Genomic DNA, 24,644 nt, shown 5'->3' on the forward strand with positions numbered 1-24,644 from the left:
GGAGCACGCTCCCTCGTCGTTAGCCGCGCCCTACAGCCGCGCCCACTCGAATCCCTCGCCGTGGCGGTAGAACACCGCCAGCGCCTTGCCGTAGACGCTGTCGGCATCGACGAAGCCGAAGTAGCGGCCATCGAAACTGTCGCCGCGATGGTCGCCCATGACCAGCAGTTTGCCGGGCGGTACGCGCACGCCGTGCAGGTCCGGGCCGCCGCCTGCGTCCAGGTCGAGCCGCGCGATGCGCGCACCGAACCGTTCCTCATCGCCTGCTGCGCCCACCTGCAGCGGCTGGCCGTTGATGGAGAGATGGCCATCGCGCACATCCACACGGTCGCCCGCCACCGCCACCACGCGCTTGATCAAGCGCGTGCCGTCGTGCGGCGAATCGAACACCGCCACGTCGCCGCGCTGCGGCCGACCGCGTTCGAACACGCGGTACTCGGTGAACGGCACGCGCAGCCCGTAGGCGCTCATGTCGACGGCAACGCGATCGCCGGGCTGCAGCGTCGGCTGCATCGAGCCGGAGGGCACCACGTAGTGATTGGCGAAGGACGACCGCGCGGCGGTGAGCAGCAACAGCATCACCGCCATCGGCACCAGTTCCTTGCGGGTCCAGCGCGCGGCGCGCTGCAGGCGGGTGGCATGTGGATCGGCGTGGGTCATGGGGGCACCTGGGATGAGCGCGGGCGGCACGGGATGTGTCATCGCGACAGTGCGCGCTCGGCGGCTCGGGGGGCCAGTGACGAAAGGCATGGCATTGCCGCCTTGGTGGCGTCACGTACTGAGAGGCCATCGCGGGCGAAGAGCATCCGGGAACGCCATGACGAATTCCAGCTGTGGCGTCGGACTTTGATTTGTCCACCGGAAGGAGCGCCGGACAACCGCATTCGCCGCTAGTATGCGGAGGACGGGCCTGCTTATCGGACATACCAATCCGCTCCAGGACCCGCAGGGGACGACATGGACGATCTCTCGCCGTCGGATTTGAAAACGATCCTGCATTCAAAGCGCGCCAATCTCTACTACCTGCAGCACTGCCGTGTGCTGGTGAATGGCGGCCGCGTCGAGTACGTCACCGATGCCGGCAAGCGTTCGCTGTACTGGAACATCCCGATCGCCAACACCACCACAGTGTTGTTAGGAACCGGCACATCAATCACCCAGGCGGCGATGCGTGAACTGGCCAAGGCCGGGGTGTTGGTGGGGTTCTGCGGCGGTGGCGGCACTCCCTTGTTTTCTGCCAACGAAATGGACGTCGAGGTCGTCTGGTTCTCGCCGCAGAGCGAGTACCGCCCGACGGAGTATCTGCAGGCGTGGGTCGGATTCTGGTTCGACGATGATCTACGCCTCAGCGCAGCCAAGGCGTTCCAGCGTGCACGTGCACAGCGGATCGGCGAACAATGGCAGCAGCGTGCGTTGAAAGACGCCGGATTTGCCCCCGAGCCGGCGCGGTTGCAGGCACTGTTGGCGCGCTCGATCAGTGCCATCGACCTGGCACAGGACAACACGGCCCTGCTCACCGAGGAAGCGCGGTTGACCAAAGCCTTGTTCAAGCTGGCCGTCGATACCGTCGGCTACGGCGATTTCACCCGCGCCAAGCGCGGAACCGGCACCGATGCGGCCAATCGCTTCCTCGATCACGGCAACTACCTGGCGTATGGACTGGCGGCGAGCGCGACCTGGGTCCTGGGTCTGCCGCACGGTCTCGCCGTGCTCCACGGCAAGACACGACGCGGCGGCTTGGTGTTCGATGCTGCCGATCTGGTCAAGGATGCCAGCATCTTGCCGCAGGCCTTCCTCTCTGCCATGCGCGGCGACGACGAGCAGGCATTCCGGCAACACTGCATCGAAGCGCTCGCGCGCAGCGAGTCGCTGGACTTCATGATCGACACACTGAAGAACGTGGCACTGGCAACCCAGGCGCTGCAACGCGGGCAGGCGCAATGAACGTCCTGCTGGTCTCCCAGTGCGACAAGCGCGCCCTCAAGGAAAGCCGCCGCATCCTGGACCAGTTCGCCGAACGGCGCGGCGACCGCACCTGGCAGACGCCGATCACCCGCGCCGGCCTGGATACCTTGCGCAAGCTGCTGCGCCGCACCGCGCGCAAGAACACCGCGGTGGCCTGCCACTGGATTCGCGGCCTGGACCATAGCGAACTGCTGTGGGTGGTCGGCGACGCCAGCCGTTTCAATCTCTACGGCGCAGTGCCCACCAACCGTACCGAGCGCAACATCCTGCGCCGCGAAGACGAAAACGACTGGCACTGCGCCGAGGACATCCGTTTACTGGCGCAACTGGCGGCGCTGTTGCACGACCTGGGCAAGGCCAGCATCGCGTTCCAGGCGCGGCTGCGCGGCGCACTGCAAGAGCGCAACCTGTATCGCCACGAATGGGTGTCGCTGCGGCTGTTCCAGGCCTTCGTCGGCGAGGACGACGATGCCGGCTGGTTGCGGCGCCTGGCCGATGCCGAAGTCGACCACGCGCCTATCTGGACAGCCGAAGGACGCTACCGGCGCGACGGGCTGGATGAGGCTCCTGGCTACCCGTTCCGCGAGCTGCCGCCCCTGGCTGCCGCCGTCGCTTGGCTGATCCTGACCCATCACCGCCTGCCGCTTGAGCCCTACGAGGAGGATGGTATCCAGAGCTGGCTTGGCAGACGCGTGCGCCATGCCACACCAAGCTGGCTGGACGAGCCGCTGTCGCTGGTCGAGCATCACTGGAACGAGGTCCGCGGCCACGCCGATCGCGACCATGTGGCAACGTACTGGACGCTGGCCGGTCCGCTGCCGGTCGCCACACCGGCGTGGCGCGCGCAGGCGGCGCGCCTGGCCGGGCGCCTGGATGCTCTGCGCTTGCGGCGTCCCGACGGCTGGCTCGACAACCCCTACGTCATGCACCTGGCGCGACTCAGCCTGATGCTCGCCGACCACAGTTATTCCCGCCTGGGCTTGGACCGCAATGACCAGCCCGTTTCCGAACGGACGCGACATCTGCAGCAAGACGCCATGCTGGCTGCCAACACCACCCGCAACCGGGCCGGCACCATCGTGTGCAATCAGTCCCTGGACGAGCATCTGCTGGGCGTCGCCCATACGGCGGGGTTGATCGCGCATGCATTGCCCGGCGTAGAACGGCATCTGCCGCGGCTGGCGCAGCATCGCGGCCTGCGCAAGCGAAGCGCCGATCCCCGCTTCGCCTGGCAGGACAAGGCGGCCGATCATGCAACGGCGCTGCGCGAGCCTGCACGCGCGCATGGCGCCTTCATCGTCAACATGGCCTCCACCGGTTGCGGCAAGACCCTGGCCAACGCGCGCATTCTCTATGCACTGGCAGACCCGCAACTGGGCTTGCGGCTGACCTACGCGCTCGGCCTGCGTACGCTCACCCGGCAGACCGCCGACAGCTATCGCACCGACCTGCATCTGAGCGACGACGAATTGGCGATGCTGATCGGCGGCACCGCCAGCACGCCGTTGTTCGATCATCACGCACGGCAGGCCGCGGCCACCGGCTCTGCCTCGGCGCAGTCGTTGCTGGAGGAAGACAGCCACCTCGTCTACGAAGGCGCGGTAACCCAGCACCCGCTGCTGTCCCGGGCACTGCACGACCCGAAGATGCGCAAGCTGCTGTCCGCGCCGATGCTGGTCTGCACCGTCGACCACATGGTGCCGGCCACCGAATCGCTGCGTGGTGGCCGCCAGATCGCGCCGATGCTGCGATTGATGAGCGCCGACCTGATCCTCGACGAACTGGACGACTACGACATCGACGACCTGCCTGCGCTCGGGCGGCTCGTGCACTGGGCCGGCATGCTCGGCAGCCGCGTGCTGCTGTCGTCGGCCACGCTACCGCCGGCCCTGGTCGAAGGCATGTACGCCGCCTACCGCGCCGGGCGTGCGCACTTCCGGCGCAACCGCGGCGCGGATGGGGGCAGCGCCAATGCGCCGATCGAGGTCCATTGCCTGTGGGCCGACGAGTTCGGCACACACGGTGGCGCCTGCGCCGATGCGGCCGCCTTTGCCGCCCAGCATGCCCAGTTCGTCGCCAAGCGCGCGGGCAAGTTGCGCCAAGCGGCGCCGTTGCGCCGCGGCGAACTGATCGCACTGCGGATCCAGGGCCGGCAACCCGAGCAGATCGCCGCCGAGTTCGCCCAGCACGTGCGCGAGGCGATCCTGCAACTGCACGGCGCGCATGCGCAGTCCGACCCGGTCAGCGGCAAGCGCGTCAGCTTCGGTTTGGTGCGAATGGCCAACATCGACCCGCTGATCGACGTGGCGCGTGCGCTGTCCCGGCTCGGCGCTCCGCCTGGTGTCAGGCTGCATCTGTGCATCTACCACGCGCGCTTTCCGCTGCTGCAGCGCTCGGCGATCGAGCACCTGCTCGATACCGCGTTCGACCGGCGTCAGCCGGACGCGGCGTATCGCGCACCCGCGATACGCAGGGCGATCGACGCACACCCGGAGCCGGAGCAGGTGTTCGTGGTCCTCGCCTCGCCGGTGTGCGAGGTAGGCCGCGACTGGGATGCGGACTGGGCCGTGACCGAGCCATCCTCGCTGCGCTCGCTGATCCAGTTGGGCGGTCGCGTGCAACGCCATCGGCGCATGCCCGGCACGGTGCCGAACCTGCTGATCTTCGATACCAACCTGCGCCACTTCCGCGGCAACGGCAGCGACACCTTGGCCTACGTGCACCCCGGGTTCGAGCAGCAGGACGCCAGCGGCCATCCGAGCGACCGCTTCCGCCTGCAGACCCACCGGCTCGGCAAGCTGCTGCGCGAGGACGAGTACCGCGTGCTGACCGCGCTGCCGCGCATCCAGGTGCCGGAGCCCCCCTTGCTTCCGCGCGAACGCCTTTGCGATCTGGAGCATGCGCGGCTACTCGAGGCGATGCAGTGCAAACCGCACTCCCCGACGCAGAAGTCGCGGCGCAGTGCGGCGCCGTTCGCGCTCAATGCCGCCTCCGCCTGGCAGACCCCGCAAGCCATGCTCACCGGCGTCCTGCCGCAACAGCAGCCGTTCCGCCACGACACCATGGGGACGGTCACCCTGGTGCTGCTGCCGGACGAGGACGAGGAACATCTGGTTCTGCACCGCATCGAGCGCGACGAAGTGCGGCGCGGCGCCCCGCTGTACACGGCCGTGGAACAGAGCGAGTACGTGCGCATCTCATTCGAACAGGGGCCAGGCGTCAGCCCGTGGGGCGCGTTCGATCTGATGGCTCTGCTCGCCGAGCAGGCCGGGCAACTCGACCTGGCGCTGCGGGACTGCGCGGAGCGGTTGATGACGGTGAATGTGCGGGAGCGGCAAAAGGGGAAGCAATGGGGATGGCACCCATTGCTGGGCTTCAAGTCTGTGGAATGAGCTTCGCTCTTTGGAGGTGCCTTCAGAACAGCAACAGCATGTTGTCTTGAGCAGTTGTAGAAAACCACCCAAGCAACTGAAAGGACTCGCAATGACAGAAGAATCGGAACATGCAAGACGCTCCGAACGCTTCCGCTCGGCCATCGCCGCCTTCATCGACGGGCGGCGCGAGGCCAAGCTGAAGGGCAAGGAGGACGGTGCCGCAACGGCATCCAAGTACGACTACGAAACCTGGCTGGCGGACGCGGCACGGCGGGTCGGCCAGATCCAGGCGGTGACCCATGTGCTCAAGGCCACCCACCCCGACGCGCGTGGCAGCAGCCTGCATGTCGATCCCACGGCCTTACCGGCGCACTCCGAGGTCGGCAGCCACCTGCTCGGCCCCAGCTTTGCCGAGGACGTGGTCGGTAACGCCGCGGCGCTGGACGTATTCAAGCTACTCAAACTGGAGGTCGATGGCCGGCGCCTGCGCGACTGGATGCAGGACGGCGACGACGACCTGCGCGCAGCGCTGCATGCCGATGCCGAGGTCGCCAGCCGCTGGATGGGCGCCTTCCGCAATCTGGTCCGCCACGACGCGCAGCCGTCCTCGCACGAAGCCGCCAAGCAGGTCTACTGGCTGGTCGGCGAGGAACCGGAGGACGACAGCCACTACCAGTTGTTGCAGCCGTTGTTCTCCAGCAGCCTGGCCCACGCCGTGCATGACGACATCCGCGAGGCGCGCTTCGGCGAGCGCAACACGCAGGCACGGCAGGCCTTCCGCGCCAAACAAGCATTCGACGGCGACTATCGGGACTACCGCAACCTCGTGGCCCGCAAGCTGGGCGGCACCAAACCGCAGAACATCAGCCAGCTCAACAGCGAGCGCGGCGGCATCAACTACCTGCTGGCCTCGTTGCCGCCGCGGTGGAACCGCGAGCGCCCGCGCACCTTGCTGCGGCTGGACTCGGCGATGGAACGGTTCGCCTATTTCGAGGACGTACCGAAGTTGATCAAGGCGCTGGCCGCTTTCCTGGCTACCGAACCTCCCCAGACCATGGCGACCCGGAAGATCCGCGAGGAAATGGAATATGCCCTGGTCGACAAGCTGGTGTTGTTCGCCGCCGAGACCACGGTGCGGTTCGAACCGGGCTGGAGCCGCCATCCGGACTGCGTGCTGCCGCAGTGCCAACAACTCTGGCTGGATCCGGAGCGCGTGGCGCTGCCAGTCCGGGTGGACCCCGAACATCCCGAATGGGAACAGCAGGATCTCGCCTTCATCAAGGCCTATGACGTTGCCGATTGGCCGAACGAAGTCGCCGGGCAGTTCGCCGCCTGGATCAAGGACCGCCTGCGCGACGCCGGCATCGTCGGCCTGGGCGACGACCAATGGCGACATTGGGTAGGGGTGGCCATCGTCGACGCCGCCTGGCCGGTGCCGATGCAACGGCGCGCGCCGGCGGGAGGCACGGCATGAGCGGCTGCCCTCCCTTCGACCACCTGCTGGTGGTCCCACACCTGCACGTGCAGAACGCCAATGCCGTGTCCAGCCCGCTCACCCACGGCTTCCCGTCGATCACCGCCTTCCTCGGGCTGATGTGGGCGCTGGAACGCAAGGCACGCAAAGCCGGATTGGATCTGGCCTTCAACGCCGTCGGCGTGATCTGCCACGACCACCAGGAACAGGTCACCGAGGGCGGCTTCGTCAAGGCGTTCCGGCTGACCCGCAACCCGGTGGACAAGGACGGCAAGACCGCGGCCATCGTCGAGGAAGGCCGTATCCACCTGGAGCTGAGCCTGGTCTTCGCGGTGCATAGCGACCGCTGGTTGCGCGACCCCGCGAGCCACGCGGCGGATCTGGCCGTGGTGACCGACCTGCTCGCCGGCATGCGCATCGCCGGCGGTAGCCTGCTGCCGATGCAGCAACGTGCACGCCCCCGCCACCAGCCGCAGGTGATCCCCTTCACCGGTACGGCCGCCGACCAGCAGGCGCTGTTCCGCAACCTGCAGCTGCGGCTGCTGCCGGGCTTTGCCCTGGTGGCACGCGACGACCTGCTCGATGCCCGACGGGCCGAGCTGCAGCAGCACGCAGCCGATGCGACCAACCTGGATGCGTGGCTCTCGCTGTCGCGCATCAACTGGCGCTACGTGGATGCGGCCGATGGCAAGGGCGAGTGGCAAAACGACCGCAGCGGCCGCGGCTGGATCGTGCCGATCCCGGTCGGCTACGGCGCGCTCGGCGAGGTGCACGCGCCCGGCAGCGTCGCCAATGCCCGCGACGCCCAGACGCCGTTCCGCTTCGTCGAAAGCCTGTACTCGGTGGGCGAGTGGATCAGCCCGCACCGGCTGCCGACGCCGCAACACCTGCTCTGGTATGCCGACAGCCAACCCGACGCCGGACTGTACCGCTGCCGCAACGACTACCGCCCCGCCGTCGTCCCGACGGCCGACGATTTCGATTGATCGCCCATCACGACAAGGAATTCCACCATGACCAACGACACCCTCAAGACCGCCTCCGTCCTCGCCTTCGAGCGCAAGCTGGACCCCTCCGATGCCTTGTTCTTTGCCGGTGCCTGGTCCGCACGCGATGCGGCCGGCGACTGGCAACCGGTCCGCGTCCGCGAGAAATCGGTGCGCGGCACCATCTCCAATCGGCTCAAGGATAAGAGCAAGGAACAATCCGACCCCACCAAGCTGGATGCCGCCATCCAGAACCCCAACCTGCAGACCGTGGACGTGGCCGCGCTGCCGCTGGACGCCGATACCCTGAAAGTCCAGTTCACCTTGCGCGTGCTCGGCGGTACCGGCGCGCCGTCCGCCTGCAACGATGCCGATTACCGCGCCAAACTCCGCGCCACCGTCGAGGCTTACCGCCACCAGCACGGTTTCGGCGAACTGGCGCGCCGTTACGCGGCCAATCTCGCCAACGGCCGCTTCCTGTGGCGCAACCGCGTCGGCGCCGAGCAGGTGGAGATCCACGTCGCCCACCTGCGCAACGGCGCGCCAAGCGCACAGTGGACCTTCCAGGCGCACGACCATGGCCTGCGCGACCTGGCCGCGCCGGCCGACGCGGCCGGCGATCTCGATGCCCTCGCCTCCACCATCGCCGATGGCCTGGCCGGCACCGCGCATGTGCTGCTGCAGGTCACCGCCTTCGTTCGGATCGGCGCCGGCCAGGAAGTGTTTCCCTCGCAGGAACTGATCCTGGAGCGCGGCCGCGGCGACAAGAGCAAGACCCTCTACGCCGTCGGCGAAGGCGACAAGGCCGTGGCCGCCATCCACTCGCAAAAGATCGGCAATGCCCTGCGCACCATCGACACCTGGTACCCCGGCGTCGAGGAGAACGGCGCGATCGCCGTTGAGCCGTATGGCTCGGTCACCACTCAGGGCAAGGCCTACCGGCAGCCCAAGGACAAGCAGGATTTCTACACCCTGCTCGATGCCTGGGTAATCAAGGACAAGGTCCCGAGCGTGGAGCAACAGCACTTCGTCGTCGCCACGCTGATCCGCGGCGGCGTGTTCGGCGACTCGAACTGAGGCGCGGCCATGCAGCACTATCTCGACCTCCGCCTACGGCCCGATCCGGATCTGGCGCCGCACCAACTGCTGGGCGCGCTGTATGCACGCCTGCACCGCGGCCTGGTGGACCTGGGCAGCAACGGCATCGGCGTCAGCTTCCCGGGCTATGACGACGCGCTGCCAACCCTGGGGACGCAACTGCGCCTGCACGGCAACGACAGCGCCCTACACAGCCTGATGGCGGCCGCCTGGCTGCGGGGCATGCACGATCATTTGCACATTGCCGACATTGCCGAGGTGCCCGCCACTGCACAGCATCGGCAGGTGACGCGCGTCCAGGCCAAGAGCAGCCCCGAACGCCTGCGCCGTCGCGCCATGCGCCGGCACGGCTTGAGCGCCGATGCGGCAGCCGAACGTATCCCGGACACCGCGGCCGAACGATTGCGGCTGCCGTTCGTGGTGCTGGGCAGCCGCAGCACCGGCCAGGCCGCGTTCCCTTTGTTCGTGCGGCATGGGCCCCTGCTGCAGGAACCGGTGGCTGGTACGTTCAACAGCTATGGGCTCAGCCATGGGGCCACCATTCCCTGGTTCTGACCCTTTTTCCAAGGCACGTCGAGTGCCCTATTAAATCAAGCACTTGGCAGTCGGCTCCAGCAAAGGGGCCGGCTGCTTTTCTTTGCAGATTTCCTTCTTCTGTCAAAGACTTGGAGAATGGCGAGGCTAGTTCACTGCCGTATAGGCAGCTCAGAAATTGTCGGTGTGAATGTAACCTCGCATCTTGCAGTTCACTGCCGTATAGGCAGCTCAGAAAACCCTGTCTTGCCCATGGTCGTTCCGCACTGTGTTCACTGCCGTATAGGCAGCTCAGAAATGCAACTGCTGGAAGTGCTCATGCAGTACACGGTTCACTGCCGTATAGGCAGCTCAGAAAGGGGGGTGCCGGGGGCTGGGGTGTCGGTAAATGTTCACTGCCGTATAGGCAGCTCAGAAATTGGCACCAAGACCAACGCTGTGTTGTTCGGTGTTCACTGCCGTATAGGCAGCTCAGAAAACACCATGTCCTCGGGGTAGAGGCTGTAGCCCGTTCACTGCCGTATAGGCAGCTCAGAAATGGATCGATGCCAGCGCCGACAACGCCCGCGTGTTCACTGCCGTATAGGCAGCTCAGAAAGCTGGAGCGATTCGCGAGAGGCGATGCGTGTCGTTCACTGCCGTATAGGCAGCTCAGAAACAAGACGCGTTTCATGGACGACCACGGCAACGGTTCACTGCCGTATAGGTAGCTCAGAAATGGACCGCCCCCATCTACGACGGTGGTGCGCCGTTCACTGCCGTATAGGCAGCTCAGAAAATGCGCGACGATAGAGACCCTGGCACCCTCGAGTTCACTGCCGTATAGGCAGCTCAGAAATAGCCAGTACCACGCGCGCCGTGAAGCAGCGCGTTCACTGCCGTATAGGCAGCTCAGAAAACTATGAAAGTCCAAATCATGAGCAGCATCGTGTTCACTGCCGTATAGGCAGCTCAGAAAACTTCAGCAAGAAGCTGCGCGCCGCGCTGTACGTTCACTGCCGTATAGGCAGCTCAGAAAATAGGATAGGGAGACCGCAGGCCTAGCGACTCGTTCACTGCCGTATAGGCAGCTCAGAAATACCACAACGCCGGCGCTCGGGACGTGGTGGAGTTCACTGCCGTATAGGCAGCTCAGAAAAGCGGCCATTGCGTGAAGCTGAAGCCGCCCTGGTTCACTGCCGTATAGGCAGCTCAGAAAACTGCGCAACGGCGGCCTTGCCAACGGGCGGCGTTCACTGCCGTATAGGCAGCTCAGAAATGCAGCAGCCCGCGGAGGCGCGTGCCGCGTGAGTTCACTGCCGTATAGGCAGCTCAGAAATCGACGGGCGCAAGACGCAGACGCGGCGCGCGGTTCACTGCCGTATAGGCAGCTCAGAAATGATGTTCAACCCGCCGCACAGCGCCGTGCGAGTTCACTGCCGTATAGGCAGCTCAGAAATCGCAAAGGTGGAAGCCGAGTACGCCACGGCCGTTCACTGCCGTGTAGGCAGCTCAGAAAAGTATCGAGGACAGCGAACACGCGGCGGCGCCGTTCACTGCCGTGTAGGCAGCTCAGAAAGAATGCGGCCATGAGTTCTTGGAGGTCGCACAGTTCACTGCCGTGTAGGCAGCTCAGAAATCAAGCCCAATGCTAGCGTCATCCTGATTCAGGTTCACTGCCGTGTAGGCAGCTCAGAAATCCCCCCGTCCGCTACCTGGGCACTGCTGCTCGTTCACTGCCGTGTAGGCAGCTCAGAAAAGCGTCGTGACGTTGGGCGCGGTCTGTCTTCGGTTCACTGCCGTGTAGGCAGCTCAGAAAGAAACCCCTCTGCAGCAAGCGATTCGCGCCGCGTTCACTGCCGTGTAGGCAGCTCAGAAATTGGTGATGTCGATCTGAGACGCCACGCAGTGGTTCACTGCCGTGTAGGCAGCTCAGAAATTGGGATCACGGGCAGACGTGCACTAGTCGCAGTTCACTGCCGTGTAGGCAGCTCAGAAATAACATGCCCATGATCATCGGCGCGCTCGTCAGTTCACTGCCGTGTAGGCAGCTCAGAAAAAGGATCGGCCGGAGTCGCGCTGGCGCCAGGAGTTCACTGCCGTGTAGGCAGCTCAGAAATTGGTGGGCGAATGCAACAGGAATCAGCGGTGGTTCACTGCCGTGTAGGCAGCTCAGAAAATGGCGTGGCGCTCAGGCCGATGTGCAGGCAGGTTCACTGCCGTGTAGGCAGCTCAGAAAATCACGAGGGCAGCATGAACGCACCGCAGATCGTTCACTGCCGTGTAGGCAGCTCAGAAATGGCGCCATTCCTCACTGTAGTTCGACACCTCGGTTCACTGCCGTGTAGGCAGCTCAGAAACACAAGACCGTGCACGCCTACCCAGGCGGCAGGTTCACTGCCGTGTAGGCAGCTCAGAAATGCAGGAGAATCTGCGGGCGGCCGACGCCGCCGTTCACTGCCGTGTAGGCAGCTCAGAAAACGCCGCAGCACCCAAACAACAAGCCTCTCGCGTTCACTGCCGTGTAGGCAGCTCAGAAATACGCGTAACGCATAGTTGACCATGACCCATAGTTCACTGCCGTGTAGGCAGCTCAGAAAAGCCTGTTAGGCACTGACTTCAGTCTGCCCATGTTCACTGCCGTGTAGGCAGCTCAGAAAAAACAGCAGCGCGCAGAGATGGCAGAGCAAGCGTTCACTGCCGTGTAGGCAGCTCAGAAATTCACCCGGCGCGGCCGTTCCTGCTCGGACCAGTTCACTGCCGTGTAGGCAGCTCAGAAAATCATGGCGCCGACGCCGTCGAGCGACTTGTTGTTCACTGCCGTGTAGGCAGCTCAGAAATGGCCGCGCTCTACGGGATTTTCGACGACAAGGTTCACTGCCGTGTAGGCAGCTCAGAAATTACCTTTAAAGGGCTGTAAAGGGCCTTTAGGTTCACTGCCGTGTAGGCAGCTCAAAAAACGCACGTGATCGAGCAGTTGGTCGACCGGACGTTCACTGCCGCGTAGGCAGCTCATAGTTGATCCACAACATCGACCGACTAAAGATCATGTTCACTGCCGTACAGGCGACTCGAAATCGGCCAGTCCGCAAGGCCTGAGACCGTTAATGGCGTTGGCCGCAGCGAAGCGTCGTTTGAAGTCTTTTTTTCGCTTTCGCAGCAGGCGCCCTTCTCCCAGGCAATAACGTTCCAAGCCACGTGCGCGACAACAGAGATTGCTCGCCTATCGGCACCATGCTACGGTCCGTCGGCCCCACTCAGGAAGTGGAGTTCGTCGTACGCAAGTCAACATGGAGAGTGACATGAAGCATTGGACGTCGGTTTTCCTGGTTGCAGTTGCCTGGCTGGGAATCAGCAACCCGGCACCAGCGTCGGACCTGGTGAGTCTCTGCATCACGTGCAACACACCCGCCTCGTTCCAGAACGCCGCCAAAGCCGAAATCGGTCGCGTTGGAGGCACCTACGATGTTCTGGTGGTCAATCCCGACACCAAGACCACGATGCTTTTCTCGATCCTGTTCAACCCGAACGCCGGCGGCGGAAGTCCACAGGCCCAGACGGGGCCGAAGGCCGTTGCCCCAGGCAAGGCGATGTCGCTCTCCAACCAAGCCTATACGGGCGTCACCGCACGTCAGGCGGAAGTCGACGCAATCGCAGCAGCCGGGCCAGGAGACAAATGGCAGATCGACCAGTGGAACGCAAGTAGCCAAGAAGCGGCAGAAGTTGGAGCCATCATCGACCTGACGAAGACAGATCAGGTGATCGTGATGCCCAACAGTGATTACTACGGTTCTTTCGTTGGGCGCAACGCGGAAGCCACATCGCTGGAGATCTTCAAAGCATTGACCGAGAAGAATCCCGCATGGGCTGGCAGGGGCCTCAAGGCCGCATTCCGGCAGCTGCTGTCGAACAAAATGAAGCAGTTCTTCGGCAAGGATCCGCGTGTATGTGCGGTCTTCAACAATGGGGACAGTGCATGCTTCGAGATCAATTTTGCGGCACCAAGCGCGGATAAGTACATTGCCGGCACGGCTCGGGCCGTGAATGGCAGCCCGCTTCCCGATGCGGGTTCGGGGAGTGCCGGAGGCGGTGGCGATCCGATGGTGGTCGACTGGAACCCGCCAAACGTCGCCTATGGTGCCCGTGGCTCCACCGGCCGCGCCGGTGAGGTCTGGCTGTTCTGTGCCACCTCGGCGGGTGTGGTGCTCAAGTGCTGGCTCCAGGTCCTATGAGGAAATCGATGAAGCTCTCGACAATTGGCTTGGCCTTGGCCGCAAGCGCAGTTGGCGCGGTCGTCGGAGGCGCGGTGGGTGGTAGTTATGCGCTTTCCCGTGCCGACGCATCGGCCGCCGCCTGGCATTGGCTGGATACATCGATGGTGCTCGCCAGCACCGACGGATCGCCCAAGAACGCCGAGCAACAACGCGATTCGCTCAATGCGAACTTCGTAGCGCAAACCCGCCTGCTCGCGCGCGCCCTCGGCAACGTGAAAGACGACGCGTTGAAAGCCCGCGTGATCGAGCGGGCCAAGTCGCTCTCTGCCCACCCCGAATCGATTGCCGAGACGCCGCTGACCCTGGGCCAACGGAAGGAAGCCCTCGCCGCGCTTTCCTGCCTGGCTAACGCTTCTGGCCGAGACGCCTTGCGACGTTGCGAAGACGGCTGATGTAACGGCGAGTAAAGAAGGAGTCCGGACACGCGCCTTGCGTCGGCACGGCTTGAGCGCCGACGCGGCAGCCGAACGCATCCCGGACACCGCGGCCGAACGATTGCGGCTGCCGTTCGTGGTGCTGGGCAGCCGCAGCACCGGCCAGGCCGCGTTCCCCCTGTTCGTGCGGCATGGACCCCTGCTGCAGGAACCGGTGCCTGGCACGTTCAACAGCTACGGACTCAGCAGCGGGGCCACCATTCCCTGGTTTTGACCCTTTCTCCCAAGCACGTCGAGTGCCCTATTGAAATCAAGCACTTGGCAGCCGGCTCCAGCAAAGGGGGCGGCTGCTTTTCTTTGCAGGTTTCCTTTCTCCGTCAAAGACTTGGAGAATGGTGGGGCTAGTTCACTGCCGTGTAGGCAGCTCAGAAAAGCGAGAAGCAGGCGTACGAGGTCTATCGGCCGTTCACTGCCGTGTAGGCAGCTCAGAAACTATCGCGGTGGAGCCGCACCCTACCAAACCCGTTCACTGCCGTGTAGGCAGCTCAGAAATTGACCTCGGGGAGGCTTGCCGGGACGCAAGAGTTCACTGCCGTGTAGGCAGCTCAGAAATGTTCAACCGCGAGTTCACGCTCGAAGACCTCGTTCACTGCCGTGTAGGCAGCTCAGAAATTGATCGTGATGCCGGTCACGGCACCATTCTCGTTCACTGCCGTGTAGGCAGCTCAGAAATCTTGATCCAACTCAAGGCCCAGCCCGGCGAAGTTCACTGCCGTGTAGGCAGCTCAGAAAAGCACTGATCGCCACATCGCCTTTTCCGCTGGGTTCACTGCCGTGTAGGCAGCTCAGAAAAACATAACCGGAGCATGCCGCCATGGCACACCGTTCACTGCCGTGTAGGCAGCTCAGAAAGACATGCAGGCCGCCGAAGGCCGGAAAAACAAGTTCACTGCCGTGTAGGCAGCTCAGAAAAGTACGCACGGCGAAAGAGGCATTGGCCGACCGTTCACTGCCGTGTAGGCAGCTCAGAAATTTTTCGTTATGACCGGAACAGTTCTGCTCGTGTTCACTGCCGTGTAGGCAGCTCAGAAAATCGCCCGACGTTGCGACGTTCGACATCCGTAGTTCACTGCCGTGTAGGCAGCTCAGAAATAATCGGAAATTGAGCATCACCACGCCGAACCGTTCACTGCCGTGTAGGCAGCTCAGAAAACAGGACGCCCCTAAGCGATACGGGCGCATGGGTTCACTGCCGTGTAGGCAGCTCAGAAAATGACTCAGGCCGCGGCCTTGGCGCGCGCGCCGTTCACTGCCGTGTAGGCAGCTCAGAAAGTCTGCGCAACGCTGGCCGGGCTGACCGGAGAGTTCACTGCCGTGTAGGCAGCTCAGAAAAATGGGCGCGCGGCCAAGAGTTCCACCGAGACGTTCACTGCCGTGTAGGCAGCTCAGAAATGCTCGCCATCGCCATGTGCTGGGCACGCGTTGTTCACTGCCGTGTAGGCAGCTCAGAAATCTTCCAGCGACAGTTCGCCGGTTTCCCCATGGTTCACTGCCGTGTAGGCAGCTCAGAAAGCATACGTTCTGCCGGCAAGCAGCGCGGTGTAGTTCACTGCCGTGTAGGCAGCTCAGAAATGCATGTTAAGCACCACCCGCGGCACCTCCATGTTCACTGCCGCGTAGGCAGTTCAGAAACGCGGGCGCCTGAGCAGCGCCGCGCCGGCTCAGTTCACTGCCGCGTAGGCAGCTCAGAAATTGATGATGTCGCCACGCACGGCGGCCTGCAAGTTCACTGCCGGGTAGGCAGCTCAGAAAAGGAGATGGAAGCGACGACAAACGCGCTCCAGGTTCACTGCCGCGTAGGCAGCTAAGAAAGGTCGCGACTTCGACCCCCAGGGGCGGGGCTATTCACTGCCGCGTAGGCAGCTCAGAAACTAGTTCCCCGAACGCGGCAGTGAGGGCCGGAGTTCACTGCCGCGTAGGCTGCTCAGAAACGATGCCAGTTTGCGTGCCTGCAGCTGGCCACGTTCACTGCCGCGTAGGCAGCTCAGAAAACGCCCGCGTCCTGCGCGGGCGCATGGACGCCGTTCACTGCCGTGTAGGCAGCTCAGAAAAAGACCTTGAATCCTTCGGGGGTCTCCTTGATGTTCACTGCCGTGTAGGCAGCTCAGAAACAGATCTTCGCCACCTCGGCGCGCGCCTCGTCGTTCACTGCCGTGTAGGCAGCTCAGAAAGGGCATCACGACAGGCCTGCGCGAGCTGGACGGTTCACTGCCGTGTAGGCAGCTCAGAAATCCTTGCCGAACCCGTGCGCCGGCATCAAGGGGTTCACTGCCGTGTAGGCAGCTCAGAAAATGCGCTGGGTGGCGAAGCTCGGGCCGACTGTGTTCACTGCCGTGTAGGCAGCTCAGAAAACCAAGCCGAAGGACTGAGACGTGCCCATCTAGTTCACTGCCGTGTAGACAGCTCAGAAAAAACGGGCAGACCTTAGCGCCGCGTTGATCCTGTTCACTGCCGTGTAGGCAGCTCAGAAATACCGCAACCGGTGCCGGCTCGCATCGGACCGGTTCACTGCCGTGTAGGCAGTTCAGAAATACTGCCGGGACGGCGACGGCGGCTAACGGACGTTCACTGCCGTGTAGGCAGCTCAGAAAAGCGCCTCGGGGGTGATGGTTGGGGTCATGCGGTTCACTGCCGTGTAGGCAGCTCAGAAAGTCGCAGGTCGTCTGGCGTCACCGACAGGTGAGGTCACTGCCGCGTAGGCAGCTCAGAAATGCAGCCAGTGGCCGCGAGGGTAGTTGCCATAGTTCACTGCCGCGTAGGCAGCTCAGAAATCAATGCGCGAGAGATAGGCAACGTCGGGCGCGTTCACTGCCGCGTAGGCAGCTCAGAAATCGCTCTCCGAGTCCAGCGCGCAAGCGCTGGGGTTCACTGCCGTGTAGGCAGCTCAGCAAATCAGCACCGGCGGCGCCGTGTCCGCCCGCGGGTCACTGCCGCGTAGGCAGCTCAAAAAATCGACTTCGCAACGTAGGCGTCGGATTCTGGGTTCACTGCCGCGTAGGTAGCTCAGAAACGTATAGCTCACACAGTCGCATGAACGCCTGCGTTCACTGCCGCGTAGGCAGCTCAGAAAAACGACTGCAGGCGCTGAAGCATGGAAATCTGGTTCACTGCCGGGTAGGCAGCTCAGAAATGTAGCGCGTCCAGCGCAAAGCCGGCGGCCGCGTTCACTGCCGCGTAGTCGGCTCAGCAAAGAGGCCGCCTTGCCGCCCTCCGTAAGAACTAGGTTGACTGCCGTGTAGGTAGCTCAGAAACACAAGACCGTGCACGCCAACCCAGGCGGCAGGTTCACTGCCGTGTAGGCAGCTCAAAAACAGGTGAAGTGCTGCGACACTCCGGCGGGGGTTGTTCGCTACCTTGTAGGCAGCTCAGAAAGTCGAGCACTTGCAATGTTCTTTCGCAAGCTGGCTCATTGCCAGGCAGCTCAAAGACGATAGCAACCAACACACAGCGAAATGGCCAATGTCACTGGCGAAAATCTCTAACTTGCGCTATTGACACGCTCACCAGTCAGTCGCACTCTTGACTCAAGGAGCGTCGAAACTCCTCTAGTAGCGGTACCCACCTCCGACAAACCGGTGGGTTTTTTGTGCCTGCATGCTTTGCAAGCGCAAGCCGACGCGATGCCTGCGTCGGGAGGGCGGCTAATACAACACCCTTCGGGGAAATACGCCCGCCGGCTACTAGCGGTTTCGAACCTCCCGACTTCCCGTCCGCCGTTCTTGGCGGGCGCACCCCTTGATGGAACGAGGAGGCAACGATGTCGCACGACCGTTTGGACGACGAAGACATGCCCGGCTATTTCCTGCCGGAGGATAGCCAGTTCCGTCTGGTGAAGCTGCGCGATCACGTGCGGTTCCTGGCCCGGCTGGCGCAGCCGCGCACGCAGGCCGAGGAGCGGGCCGCAGAGCCGAAAGTGCGCATGGGCGAGTTGGCGTTGTGCCTGGAATTGCTGGCCGATCAGGTGGATGTGGTACTGGACGTGTTGTCTTATCCAGCACAGCGGATCGACACGATGTACAGCGCCGGGCGCCCTGCCACCACCAAGGCCGAGCTGGATGCAGACGACAGCGGGTTTCGGATCACGCAAGAGCAGATCGACCGTCTCACCCTGTTGGCCGAGACGATATCGGCCCACGCGCAGATGGTGGCGGTCGGCGATGCGACCGAACGCGCTGGGCAGACATTGCCGAAGATGGACGGCACGCTGTGCGATGCAGCGAATGCGATGCGGGCGCTACTTCTGAAGATCGCCTGCCAGCCACTGCGCGCACCGACGCCCAGCAGCGTGCGCGAGGCGCGTGCGGTCTATGCACTGGAGCCAGTCGCGCCGCCTGCGGAAAGCGAACGGCTGCATTAGCAAGCGCACGCTCAACTCCCCAACAAAAAACGGGATGAACACAAGGCCATCCCGTTCTCCACACACCCGATCGGCGCAGCGCCGATCAGTTCTTCAGACCGCGGTTTTCCAGCAGCGGCTCGACGCTGGGGTCCTTGCCGCGGAAATCGCGGTACAGGGTGGCCAGGTCGACGGTGTTGCCGCGCGAGAGGATCTTGGCGCGGAAGATGTCGCCGTTGGCGCGGGTCAGGCCGCCGTGTTCCTTGAACCACTGGAACGCGTCGTCGTCGAGCACTTCCGACCAGAAGTAGGCGTAGTAGCCGGCCGAGTAACCGCCGCCCCAGATGTGGTCGAAATAGGTGGTGCGGTAGCGCGGCGGTACTTCGGCCAGGTCCACCTTGTACTTCTTCAGCGAGTCGGCCTCGTACTTGTCCACGTCCTGCAGCGGCGCGTCGGCCGGCAGGGTGTGCCAGGACAGGTCGAGCAGCGCGGCCGACAGGTACTCGGTAGTGGCGTAGCCCTGGTTGAAGGTGCGCGACTTCTTGATCTTCTCCACCAGGTCGGCCGGCATCGCTTCGCCGGTCTGGTAGTGCTTGGCGTAGTGCGCGAACACCTTCGGATCCGACGCCCAGTGCTCGTTGAACTGGGAGGGGAATTCGACGAAGTCGCGCGAGGTGGAGGTGCCGGCCAGGGTCGGGTACTTCACGTTGGAGAACATGCCGTGCAGCGCATGGCCGAACTCGTGGAACATGGTGGTGACGTCGTCGAAGCTCAGCAGCGCCGGCTGGCCCGGGGCGGGCTTGGTGAAATTGCAGACGTTGTAGACCACCGGCTTGGTACCGGTCAGGCCGTTCTGGCCGACGAACTCGTCCATCCAAGCGCCGCCGGACTTGCTGTCGCGCTTGAAGTAGTCGGTGTAGAACAGCGCCAGCGACTTGCCGTCCTTGTCGAACACTTCATAGACCTTCATCCCGTCGTGGTAGGTGGGGATGTCGGTGCGTTCCTTGAAGGTGAGGCCGTACAGCTGGTTGGCGGCGTAGAAGACGCCGTTCTGCAGCACGTTGTCCAGTTCGAAGTACGGCTTGATCTGCGCTTCGTCGAGGTCGTACTTGGCCTTGCGCACCTGCTCGGCGTAGAAGTCCCAGTCGGCGGCGGTGAGCTTGAAGCCGCCCTTCTGCGCGTCGATCACCTTCTGCATCTCGGCCGCTTCGCTGCGCGCCTTGGCGGTGGCGGCGGGCACGGTGTCGGTGAGCAGCTTCAGCGCCGCGGCCGGGGTCTTGGCCATCTGGTCGCTGAGGCTGTAGGCGGCGTAGCTGTCGAAGCCGAGCAGCTTGGCCTTCTGCGCGCGCAGCTGCGCCAGGCGCTGCACGGTCTGGCGGGTGTCGTTGGCGTCGCCCTTCTCGGCGCGCGACTGCGAGGCGGCCATCACCTGCTGGCGCAGGTCGCGGTCCTTCAGCGAGGCCAGCACCGGCTGCTGGGTGGTGTTCTGCAGGGCCAGCAGGTACTTGCCGTCGAGCTTGCGCGCGGTGGCGTCCTGCGCGGCCGAGGCGATGTCGCCGTCGGACATGCCGTCGAGCTTGGCCTTGTCGTCCACCACCACCGCACCGGCGGCGGTGGCCGCGACCAGCTTGGTGTGGAACTGCGTGGCCAGGGTGGTCTCTTCGACGTTGAGCTTGCGCAGGGTGGCCTTGTCGGCGTCGGACAGCTGCGCGCCGGCACGCACGAACTCCTGATATTCGTACTCGACCAGGCGCTTCTGCTCCGGGTCGAGGGTCAGCGTGTCGCGCTGGTCGTACAGGCTCTTGATGCGCGCGAACAGCTTCGGATCCAGGCTGATCTCGTCCTGGTGCGCGGCCAGCTTGGGCGCGATCTCTTCCTGGATCTTCTGGCGGGCATCGTTGGTGTCGGCCTGGACCAGGCCGAAGAAGATGCGCGACACGCGGGTCAGGGTCTCGCCGCTGCGCTCCATCGCTTCAAGCGTGTTGGCGAAGGTGGCCGGCTCCGGGTTGTCGGCGATCTTGCGGATCTCGGCCAGGTGCTGCTTCATGCCTTCTTCGAACGCCGGCAGGTAGTCGCTGTCCTTGATCTTGTCGAACGGCGGCGCCTGGAACGGCAGCGTGCTGGGGGTCAGCAGCGGGTTGGCGGCGGCGGCGGGCTGCGCGGCGGCCGGGGCAGCGGGGGCGGCGGGCACGGGGGTGGACTCCTTACCGGAACAGGCGGCCAGCGCCAGGCTGATGGCAGCGGCCAGAACGACGTTACGCGACATGAGGTGGAACTCCTGGGAGGACCTTGGGGCCAAGACAGCCGCCCACGTTACCGGGTTTGCATGGCAGCGGCATGTGCCATTGGCTCGGCCCGGCACGGCAGCCAGCCGGCGTACAGATCGCCGGGCGCGGGCCTGGCGCCGGCGCCACCAGCACGGGGCCCGCAGCGCGATTCCCAGGCCGGCCGGCGCACCGCGCAGGCGCGCCGGCGCGCAGGGCTCACTGCCCGCCGGGCAGCGGCAACGCCTCGTCCTTGAAGATGGCCACGTGCGGCACGCCGTCGGCGCCGATCCAGCCGCGGTACATGCCCTCGGTGTTGAACGGGAAGGCCACGCTGCCGTCGGCGCCCAGCGCGATCGCGCCGCCGTCGCCGCCGGCCTTGGGGATCTGCTGGTCGATCACCGCGTCGGCGGCCTGGGCCAGGCTCTGCCCGGCGTACTTCACCCGCGCGCAGATGTCGTAGGCGGCCACCGCGCGGATGTAGAACTCGCCCCAGCCGGTGCCGGACACCGCGCAACGGCTGTCGGCGAAGGTGCCGGCGCCGATGATCGGCGAGTCGCCGACGCGGCCGTAGCGCTTGTTGGTCATGCCGCCGGTGGAGGTGCCGGCGGCCAGGTTGCCCTGCAGGTCCAGCGCCAGCGCACCGACCGTGCCGAAGTGCTTGGCGGTTTCCAGATCGGCGTGCGCCTGCTTGTTGGCCTCTTCCTTCAGCGCCTGCTGCAGTTGCTGCCAGCGCTTCTCGGTGCGGAAGTAGGACGGCGCGACCAGCGTGATCCCGTGCTGCTTTGCGAAGACCTCGGCGCCATCACCGACCAGCATCACGTGCTCGGACTGGTCCATCACCGCGCGCGCCAGTTCGATCGGATTCTTGACCCGGTGCACGCCGGCCACCGCGCCGGCCTTGCCGGTGCGCCCGTCCATGATCGCCGCGTCCAGTTCGTTGCGGCCGTCGTGGGTGAACACCGCGCCCTTGCCGGCGTTGAACTGCGGTGAGTCCTCCAGCACCGCGATCGCCGCGGCGACCGCATCCACTGCCGGCTTGCCCTGCGCCAGCAGCGCCTGCCCGGTGCGCAGCGCCTGCTCCATCGCTGCGCGCGCCTCGGCCAGGTCGGCGGCGCTGCTGCTGGCGCGCTCGACGCCGGCGCCGCCGTGGATCACCAGGGTGGTGGCGGGAATCTCGCGCATGTGCCCGTCCTGCACCGCGTAGTAGCGGTGGAACACCGGCGCCTCGACGCGGCCGTCGGGCAGGTGCAGGGTGGAGCCGGGGCCGACGCCGACCGTCTCGATGCGCGCGGCCTGCAGCGGCTGCCCGGCCGGGGTGGGCGGTTGCAACGGCCCGGCGACCACGGTGGCCACGGCCTGCGGATCGGTGGCATAGACGCGCGCGGTGCCGTCGCCCTCCACCGCCACCGCGGCGCTCTCGTCCACGCCCAGGCCGATCAGCGGTTCCCCCTTCGGCGCCAGCGTGGCGGCCTTGGCGCGGAACGCGAACAGGCGGCCGAGGCGGTCGCGCTCGCGGAAGTGGGTGTCGGTGATGACCCGCTTGAGCAGATCCAGGTGCAGGAAGTCGGTCTCGATGGTGACCGCCGGCCCCAGCGGATCGGCCAACGCCGCCGGGCTGGTGATGCTGCCGCCGTCCATGGAGCCGTACAGGTACTCGCCCAGCATCGCCAGGCCGGCGCTGGTGCCGCCCAGCGGCTTGCCGGCGCGCACGTGCGCGTCCAGCGCGTCGGCCACCGGGGTGTTCTTCCAGTAGCGCACGTAGCGCGACTGGTCGCCGCCGGCGATGAAGATGCCATCGGCGCGGGCCAGCGCGCGCAGCAGCGCCGGATCGCTGGAAGCCCCGCGGCCGCTGAACACGAAGGTCTCCACCGAGGCCACGCCGCCGACCTTGCGGTAGAACTCCTCGCCCACCTCGCCCGCCTGCGAAGCGCGCAGCACCACCACGTGGCCGTGCCCGGCCTTGGCCATGAACCAGCGCAGCGCGTCGTAGTTGCGATCGCCGCCGCCCATCAGCAGCAGGCCGGGCGACACCGGGCCGGGCGTGGGCGCGGCCGGATCGCCGACCAGGTACTGGCGGTAATCGCGCGCGACGGCGGGCGTGGCCAGGCACAGGCCCAGCAGCAGCGACATCCAGGGCCGGAACATGCCGACGGAACGGGTCATGCGGATCTCCTCGGGAACGGGGCGGGCAGGCGAGCGTGCGGCTCGTTGCTGAGAGGGGACGAACGGCGGCACGGTTTCCCCCCGCTGTTTCACCCTCCCACGTTCGACCGCGCGGCACGTGCCCGCAGCTGCCGGCGATCGGCTAATGTGGGATCCATGTCCGCTTCCCTCGACGATTGGTTCGTCCAAGAAATCCTGGTCCACGAGCAGGCGCTCAGCGGCTACCTGCGGCGCTGCTGGCCGCATCGCGAGGAGTGGCACGACCTGCGCCAGGAGATCTACGTGCGCGTCTACGAGGCCGCCAGCAAGGCGCGGCCGAGCCTGCCGAAGTCGTTCCTGTTCGCCACTGCGCGGCACCTGATGACCGATCGCCTGCGCCGCAACCGGGTGGTGTCGATCGAGGCGGTGGGGGATCTGGAGTCGATGCACGTCCTGATAGACGAGCTGTCGCCGGAACGCTGGTGCGGCGGACGGCAGGTGCTGGGTCGGCTGGCGGCGGCCTTCGACCGGTTGCCGGACCGCTGCCGCAGCGTGGTCTGGCTGCGGCGGGTCGAGGAACTGCCGCAGAAGGAGGTGGCCGTGCGCCTGGGAATCAGCGAGAAGAGCGTGGAGAAGCACGTGGCCCGGGGCATGCGCCTGCTGGCCGATCATTTCCATGGCGACGAGGGCGCGGCGGCGCCAGCGAGGCCGTTGCAGGCGCGGGCACGCGATGGACAGCAGGTGGATTGAGGCGCGTGCGGCGGCCTGGCTGGCGCGGCGCGACCGCGGCGATTGGGACGACGCACGGCAGGCGCGCCTGGATGCGTGGCTGGCCGCGGCCACTGCGCACCGGGTGGCGTTCCTGCGCCTGCAGGCCGCCTGGCAGGAGAGCGGACGCCTGCAGGCGCTGGGCGCAGGCCAACGCGATGGGCAGGTGCCCGAACGCGGGCGCTGGCAGGGCCTGGGCGGCCGCGTGGTCGCGCCGGCGACCTCGACCGCACCGGATCTGCGCGGCCTGCGCTTCGCCCCACGCCCGCGCGTACGGCCGCGACGGCGCTGGCCGGCCGCGCTGGCCGCGGCAGCGCTGGGAGTCGCGGTGCTGTCCCTGCTCTGGCGCCATGCCGTCGAACCGGTCCCCACCGCCTACGCCAGCGTCACCGGCCAGCTGCGCCCGGTGGCCCTGGCCGATGGTTCGCAGGCCACGCTGAGCAGCGACAGCCGCATCGCGGTGGCGTTGTCGCGCGCGCAGCGGCGCATCGACCTGCAGCGCGGCGAGGCGTTCTTCGCAGTGAGCAAGGACCCGGGCCGGCCGTTCGTGGTCGACAGCGGCGCGCGCCGGGTGGTGGCAGTGGGCACGCGCTTCGCGGTGCGGCGCGAGGCCGATGCGCTGCGCGTGGTGGTCACCGAAGGCACGGTGCGGCTGGAATCGGCCGGCGCACCGCAGGCGCCACCGCTGCTGCTGCACGCCGGCAGCATCGCCCAGGCCGGCCCGCAGGGGGTACTGGTGCGCCGGGTGGCGCTGGCCGAGGCCGAGCGCGTGCTGGACTGGCGCAGCGGCTACCTGAGTTTCGACGACACCCCGCTGCAGGCGGCGGTGGCCGAGTTCAACCGCTACAACACGGTCAAGCTGCAGGTCGCCGATGCCGGCGCCGCGGCGTTGCGGGTCGGCGGCAACGTGCGCTGGTCCAATGTCGACGCCTTCGTGCGCCTGCTCGAACAGGGCTTCCCGATCCGCGCCGAACGCCGCGGCGACACGGTGCTGTTGCACAGCCGGTGAGCCG

General features: G+C 65.4%; 15 protein-coding genes, 1 pseudogene and 2 CRISPR repeat arrays. Of the genes and pseudogenes, 12 read left to right on the plus strand and 4 right to left on the minus strand.

From position 1 onward, the window contains the following. Nucleotides 1-30: 30 nt before the first annotated feature. The gene (lepB, locus tag J7357_RS05525; protein WP_209245299.1) at nt 31-660 is read right to left on the minus strand and encodes a signal peptidase I; all 630 of its coding nucleotides are present in this window, start codon (nt 658-660) and stop codon (nt 31-33) included. Between the two features lie 297 nt (nt 661-957). Between lepB and cas1f the strand changes: the two genes are divergently transcribed. The 10 genes from cas1f to J7357_RS05575 all read left to right on the plus strand — a co-directional run bounded on the left by cas1f (nt 958) and on the right by J7357_RS05575 (nt 18,475). Further along, the gene (cas1f, locus tag J7357_RS05530; protein WP_209245300.1) at nt 958-1,944 is read left to right on the plus strand and encodes a type I-F CRISPR-associated endonuclease Cas1f; all 987 of its coding nucleotides are present in this window, start codon (nt 958-960) and stop codon (nt 1,942-1,944) included. Next, nucleotides 1,941-5,357: a type I-F CRISPR-associated helicase Cas3f gene (gene cas3f, locus J7357_RS05535; protein WP_209245301.1), complete on the plus strand. Its 3,417-nt coding sequence runs from the start codon at nt 1,941-1,943 to the stop codon at nt 5,355-5,357. The genes cas1f and cas3f overlap by 4 nt, the downstream gene beginning before the upstream one ends. Nucleotides 5,358-5,448: 91 nt before the next feature. Continuing rightward, nucleotides 5,449-6,813, plus strand: a complete 1,365-nt coding sequence (gene csy1 / locus J7357_RS05540) for a type I-F CRISPR-associated protein Csy1 (RefSeq protein WP_209245302.1) — start codon at nt 5,449-5,451, stop codon at nt 6,811-6,813. Beyond that, nucleotides 6,810-7,799 (plus strand): type I-F CRISPR-associated protein Csy2, encoded by a 990-nt coding sequence (csy2, locus tag J7357_RS05545; RefSeq protein WP_209245303.1) that lies wholly within the window; start codon nt 6,810-6,812, stop codon nt 7,797-7,799. Before csy1 ends, csy2 begins: the two co-directional genes overlap by 4 nt. A gap of 27 nt (nt 7,800-7,826) precedes the next feature. Next, the gene (csy3, locus tag J7357_RS05550) at nt 7,827-8,876 is read left to right on the plus strand and encodes a type I-F CRISPR-associated protein Csy3 (protein ID WP_209245304.1); all 1,050 of its coding nucleotides are present in this window, start codon (nt 7,827-7,829) and stop codon (nt 8,874-8,876) included. Between the two features lie 9 nt (nt 8,877-8,885). After that, nucleotides 8,886-9,452, plus strand: a complete 567-nt coding sequence (cas6f, locus tag J7357_RS05555) for a type I-F CRISPR-associated endoribonuclease Cas6/Csy4 (RefSeq protein WP_209245305.1) — start codon at nt 8,886-8,888, stop codon at nt 9,450-9,452. A gap of 129 nt (nt 9,453-9,581) precedes the next feature. Next, nucleotides 9,582-12,488: direct repeats of the CRISPR family, unit length 28 nt; unit sequence GTTCACTGCCGTGTAGGCAGCTCAGAAA. A 224-nt stretch (nt 12,489-12,712) separates the two neighbouring features. Further along, entirely contained in the window at nt 12,713-13,642 is a 930-nt protein-coding gene (locus J7357_RS05560; RefSeq protein ID WP_209245306.1) for a hypothetical protein, read from the plus strand. An 8-nt stretch (nt 13,643-13,650) separates the two neighbouring features. After that, nucleotides 13,651-14,076, plus strand: a complete 426-nt coding sequence (locus J7357_RS05565) for a hypothetical protein (protein ID WP_209245307.1) — start codon at nt 13,651-13,653, stop codon at nt 14,074-14,076. Beyond that, nucleotides 14,039-14,332, plus strand: a complete 294-nt coding sequence (cas6f, locus tag J7357_RS05570; RefSeq protein ID WP_209245384.1) for a type I-F CRISPR-associated endoribonuclease Cas6/Csy4 — start codon at nt 14,039-14,041, stop codon at nt 14,330-14,332. Before J7357_RS05565 ends, cas6f (J7357_RS05570) begins: the two co-directional genes overlap by 38 nt. A 130-nt stretch (nt 14,333-14,462) precedes the next feature. Then, nucleotides 14,463-17,546: direct repeats of the CRISPR family, unit length 28 nt; unit sequence GTTCACTGCCGTGTAGGCAGCTCAGAAA. Nucleotides 17,547-17,875: 329 nt separating this feature from the next. Next, a complete protein-coding gene (locus J7357_RS05575; protein WP_209245308.1) occupies nt 17,876-18,475 on the plus strand; it encodes a hypothetical protein in 600 nt (199 codons plus the stop codon). Between the two features lie 85 nt (nt 18,476-18,560). On the opposite strand, the gene dcp is transcribed toward J7357_RS05575, so the two are convergent. The 3 genes and pseudogenes from dcp to J7357_RS21530 form a co-directional block, all read right to left on the minus strand. Continuing rightward, nucleotides 18,561-20,720 carry a peptidyl-dipeptidase Dcp gene (dcp, locus tag J7357_RS05580; protein WP_209245309.1) on the minus strand — a complete coding sequence of 720 codons (2,160 nt, stop codon included), beginning with the start codon at nt 20,718-20,720 and terminating at the stop codon, nt 18,561-18,563. Nucleotides 20,721-20,937: 217 nt separating this feature from the next. Next, the gene (locus J7357_RS21315; protein ID WP_244667312.1) at nt 20,938-21,903 is read right to left on the minus strand and encodes an isoaspartyl peptidase/L-asparaginase; all 966 of its coding nucleotides are present in this window, start codon (nt 21,901-21,903) and stop codon (nt 20,938-20,940) included. A gap of 216 nt (nt 21,904-22,119) precedes the next feature. After that, nucleotides 22,120-23,130: pseudogene (locus J7357_RS21530) on the minus strand (cyanophycinase); the annotation flags it as partial. Here J7357_RS21530 and J7357_RS05590 point away from each other — a divergent pair. Together J7357_RS05590 and J7357_RS05595 are read left to right on the plus strand one after the other, a co-directional pair. Further along, nucleotides 23,041-23,613, plus strand: coding sequence for a sigma-70 family RNA polymerase sigma factor (locus J7357_RS05590; RefSeq protein ID WP_209245311.1), 573 nt, complete (start codon nt 23,041-23,043; stop codon nt 23,611-23,613). The pseudogene J7357_RS21530 and the gene J7357_RS05590 sit on opposite strands and share 90 nt — an antisense overlap. Then, complete coding sequence (locus J7357_RS05595) at nt 23,594-24,640, plus strand: FecR domain-containing protein (RefSeq protein ID WP_209245312.1); 1,047 nt, start codon at nt 23,594-23,596, stop codon at nt 24,638-24,640. The genes J7357_RS05590 and J7357_RS05595 overlap by 20 nt, the downstream gene beginning before the upstream one ends. The last annotated feature ends 4 nt before the right edge of the window (nt 24,641-24,644 follow it).

Source organism: Xanthomonas sp. D-109, from assembly GCF_017746095.1.
Classification (GTDB): domain Bacteria; phylum Pseudomonadota; class Gammaproteobacteria; order Xanthomonadales; family Xanthomonadaceae; genus Xanthomonas_A; species Xanthomonas_A sacchari.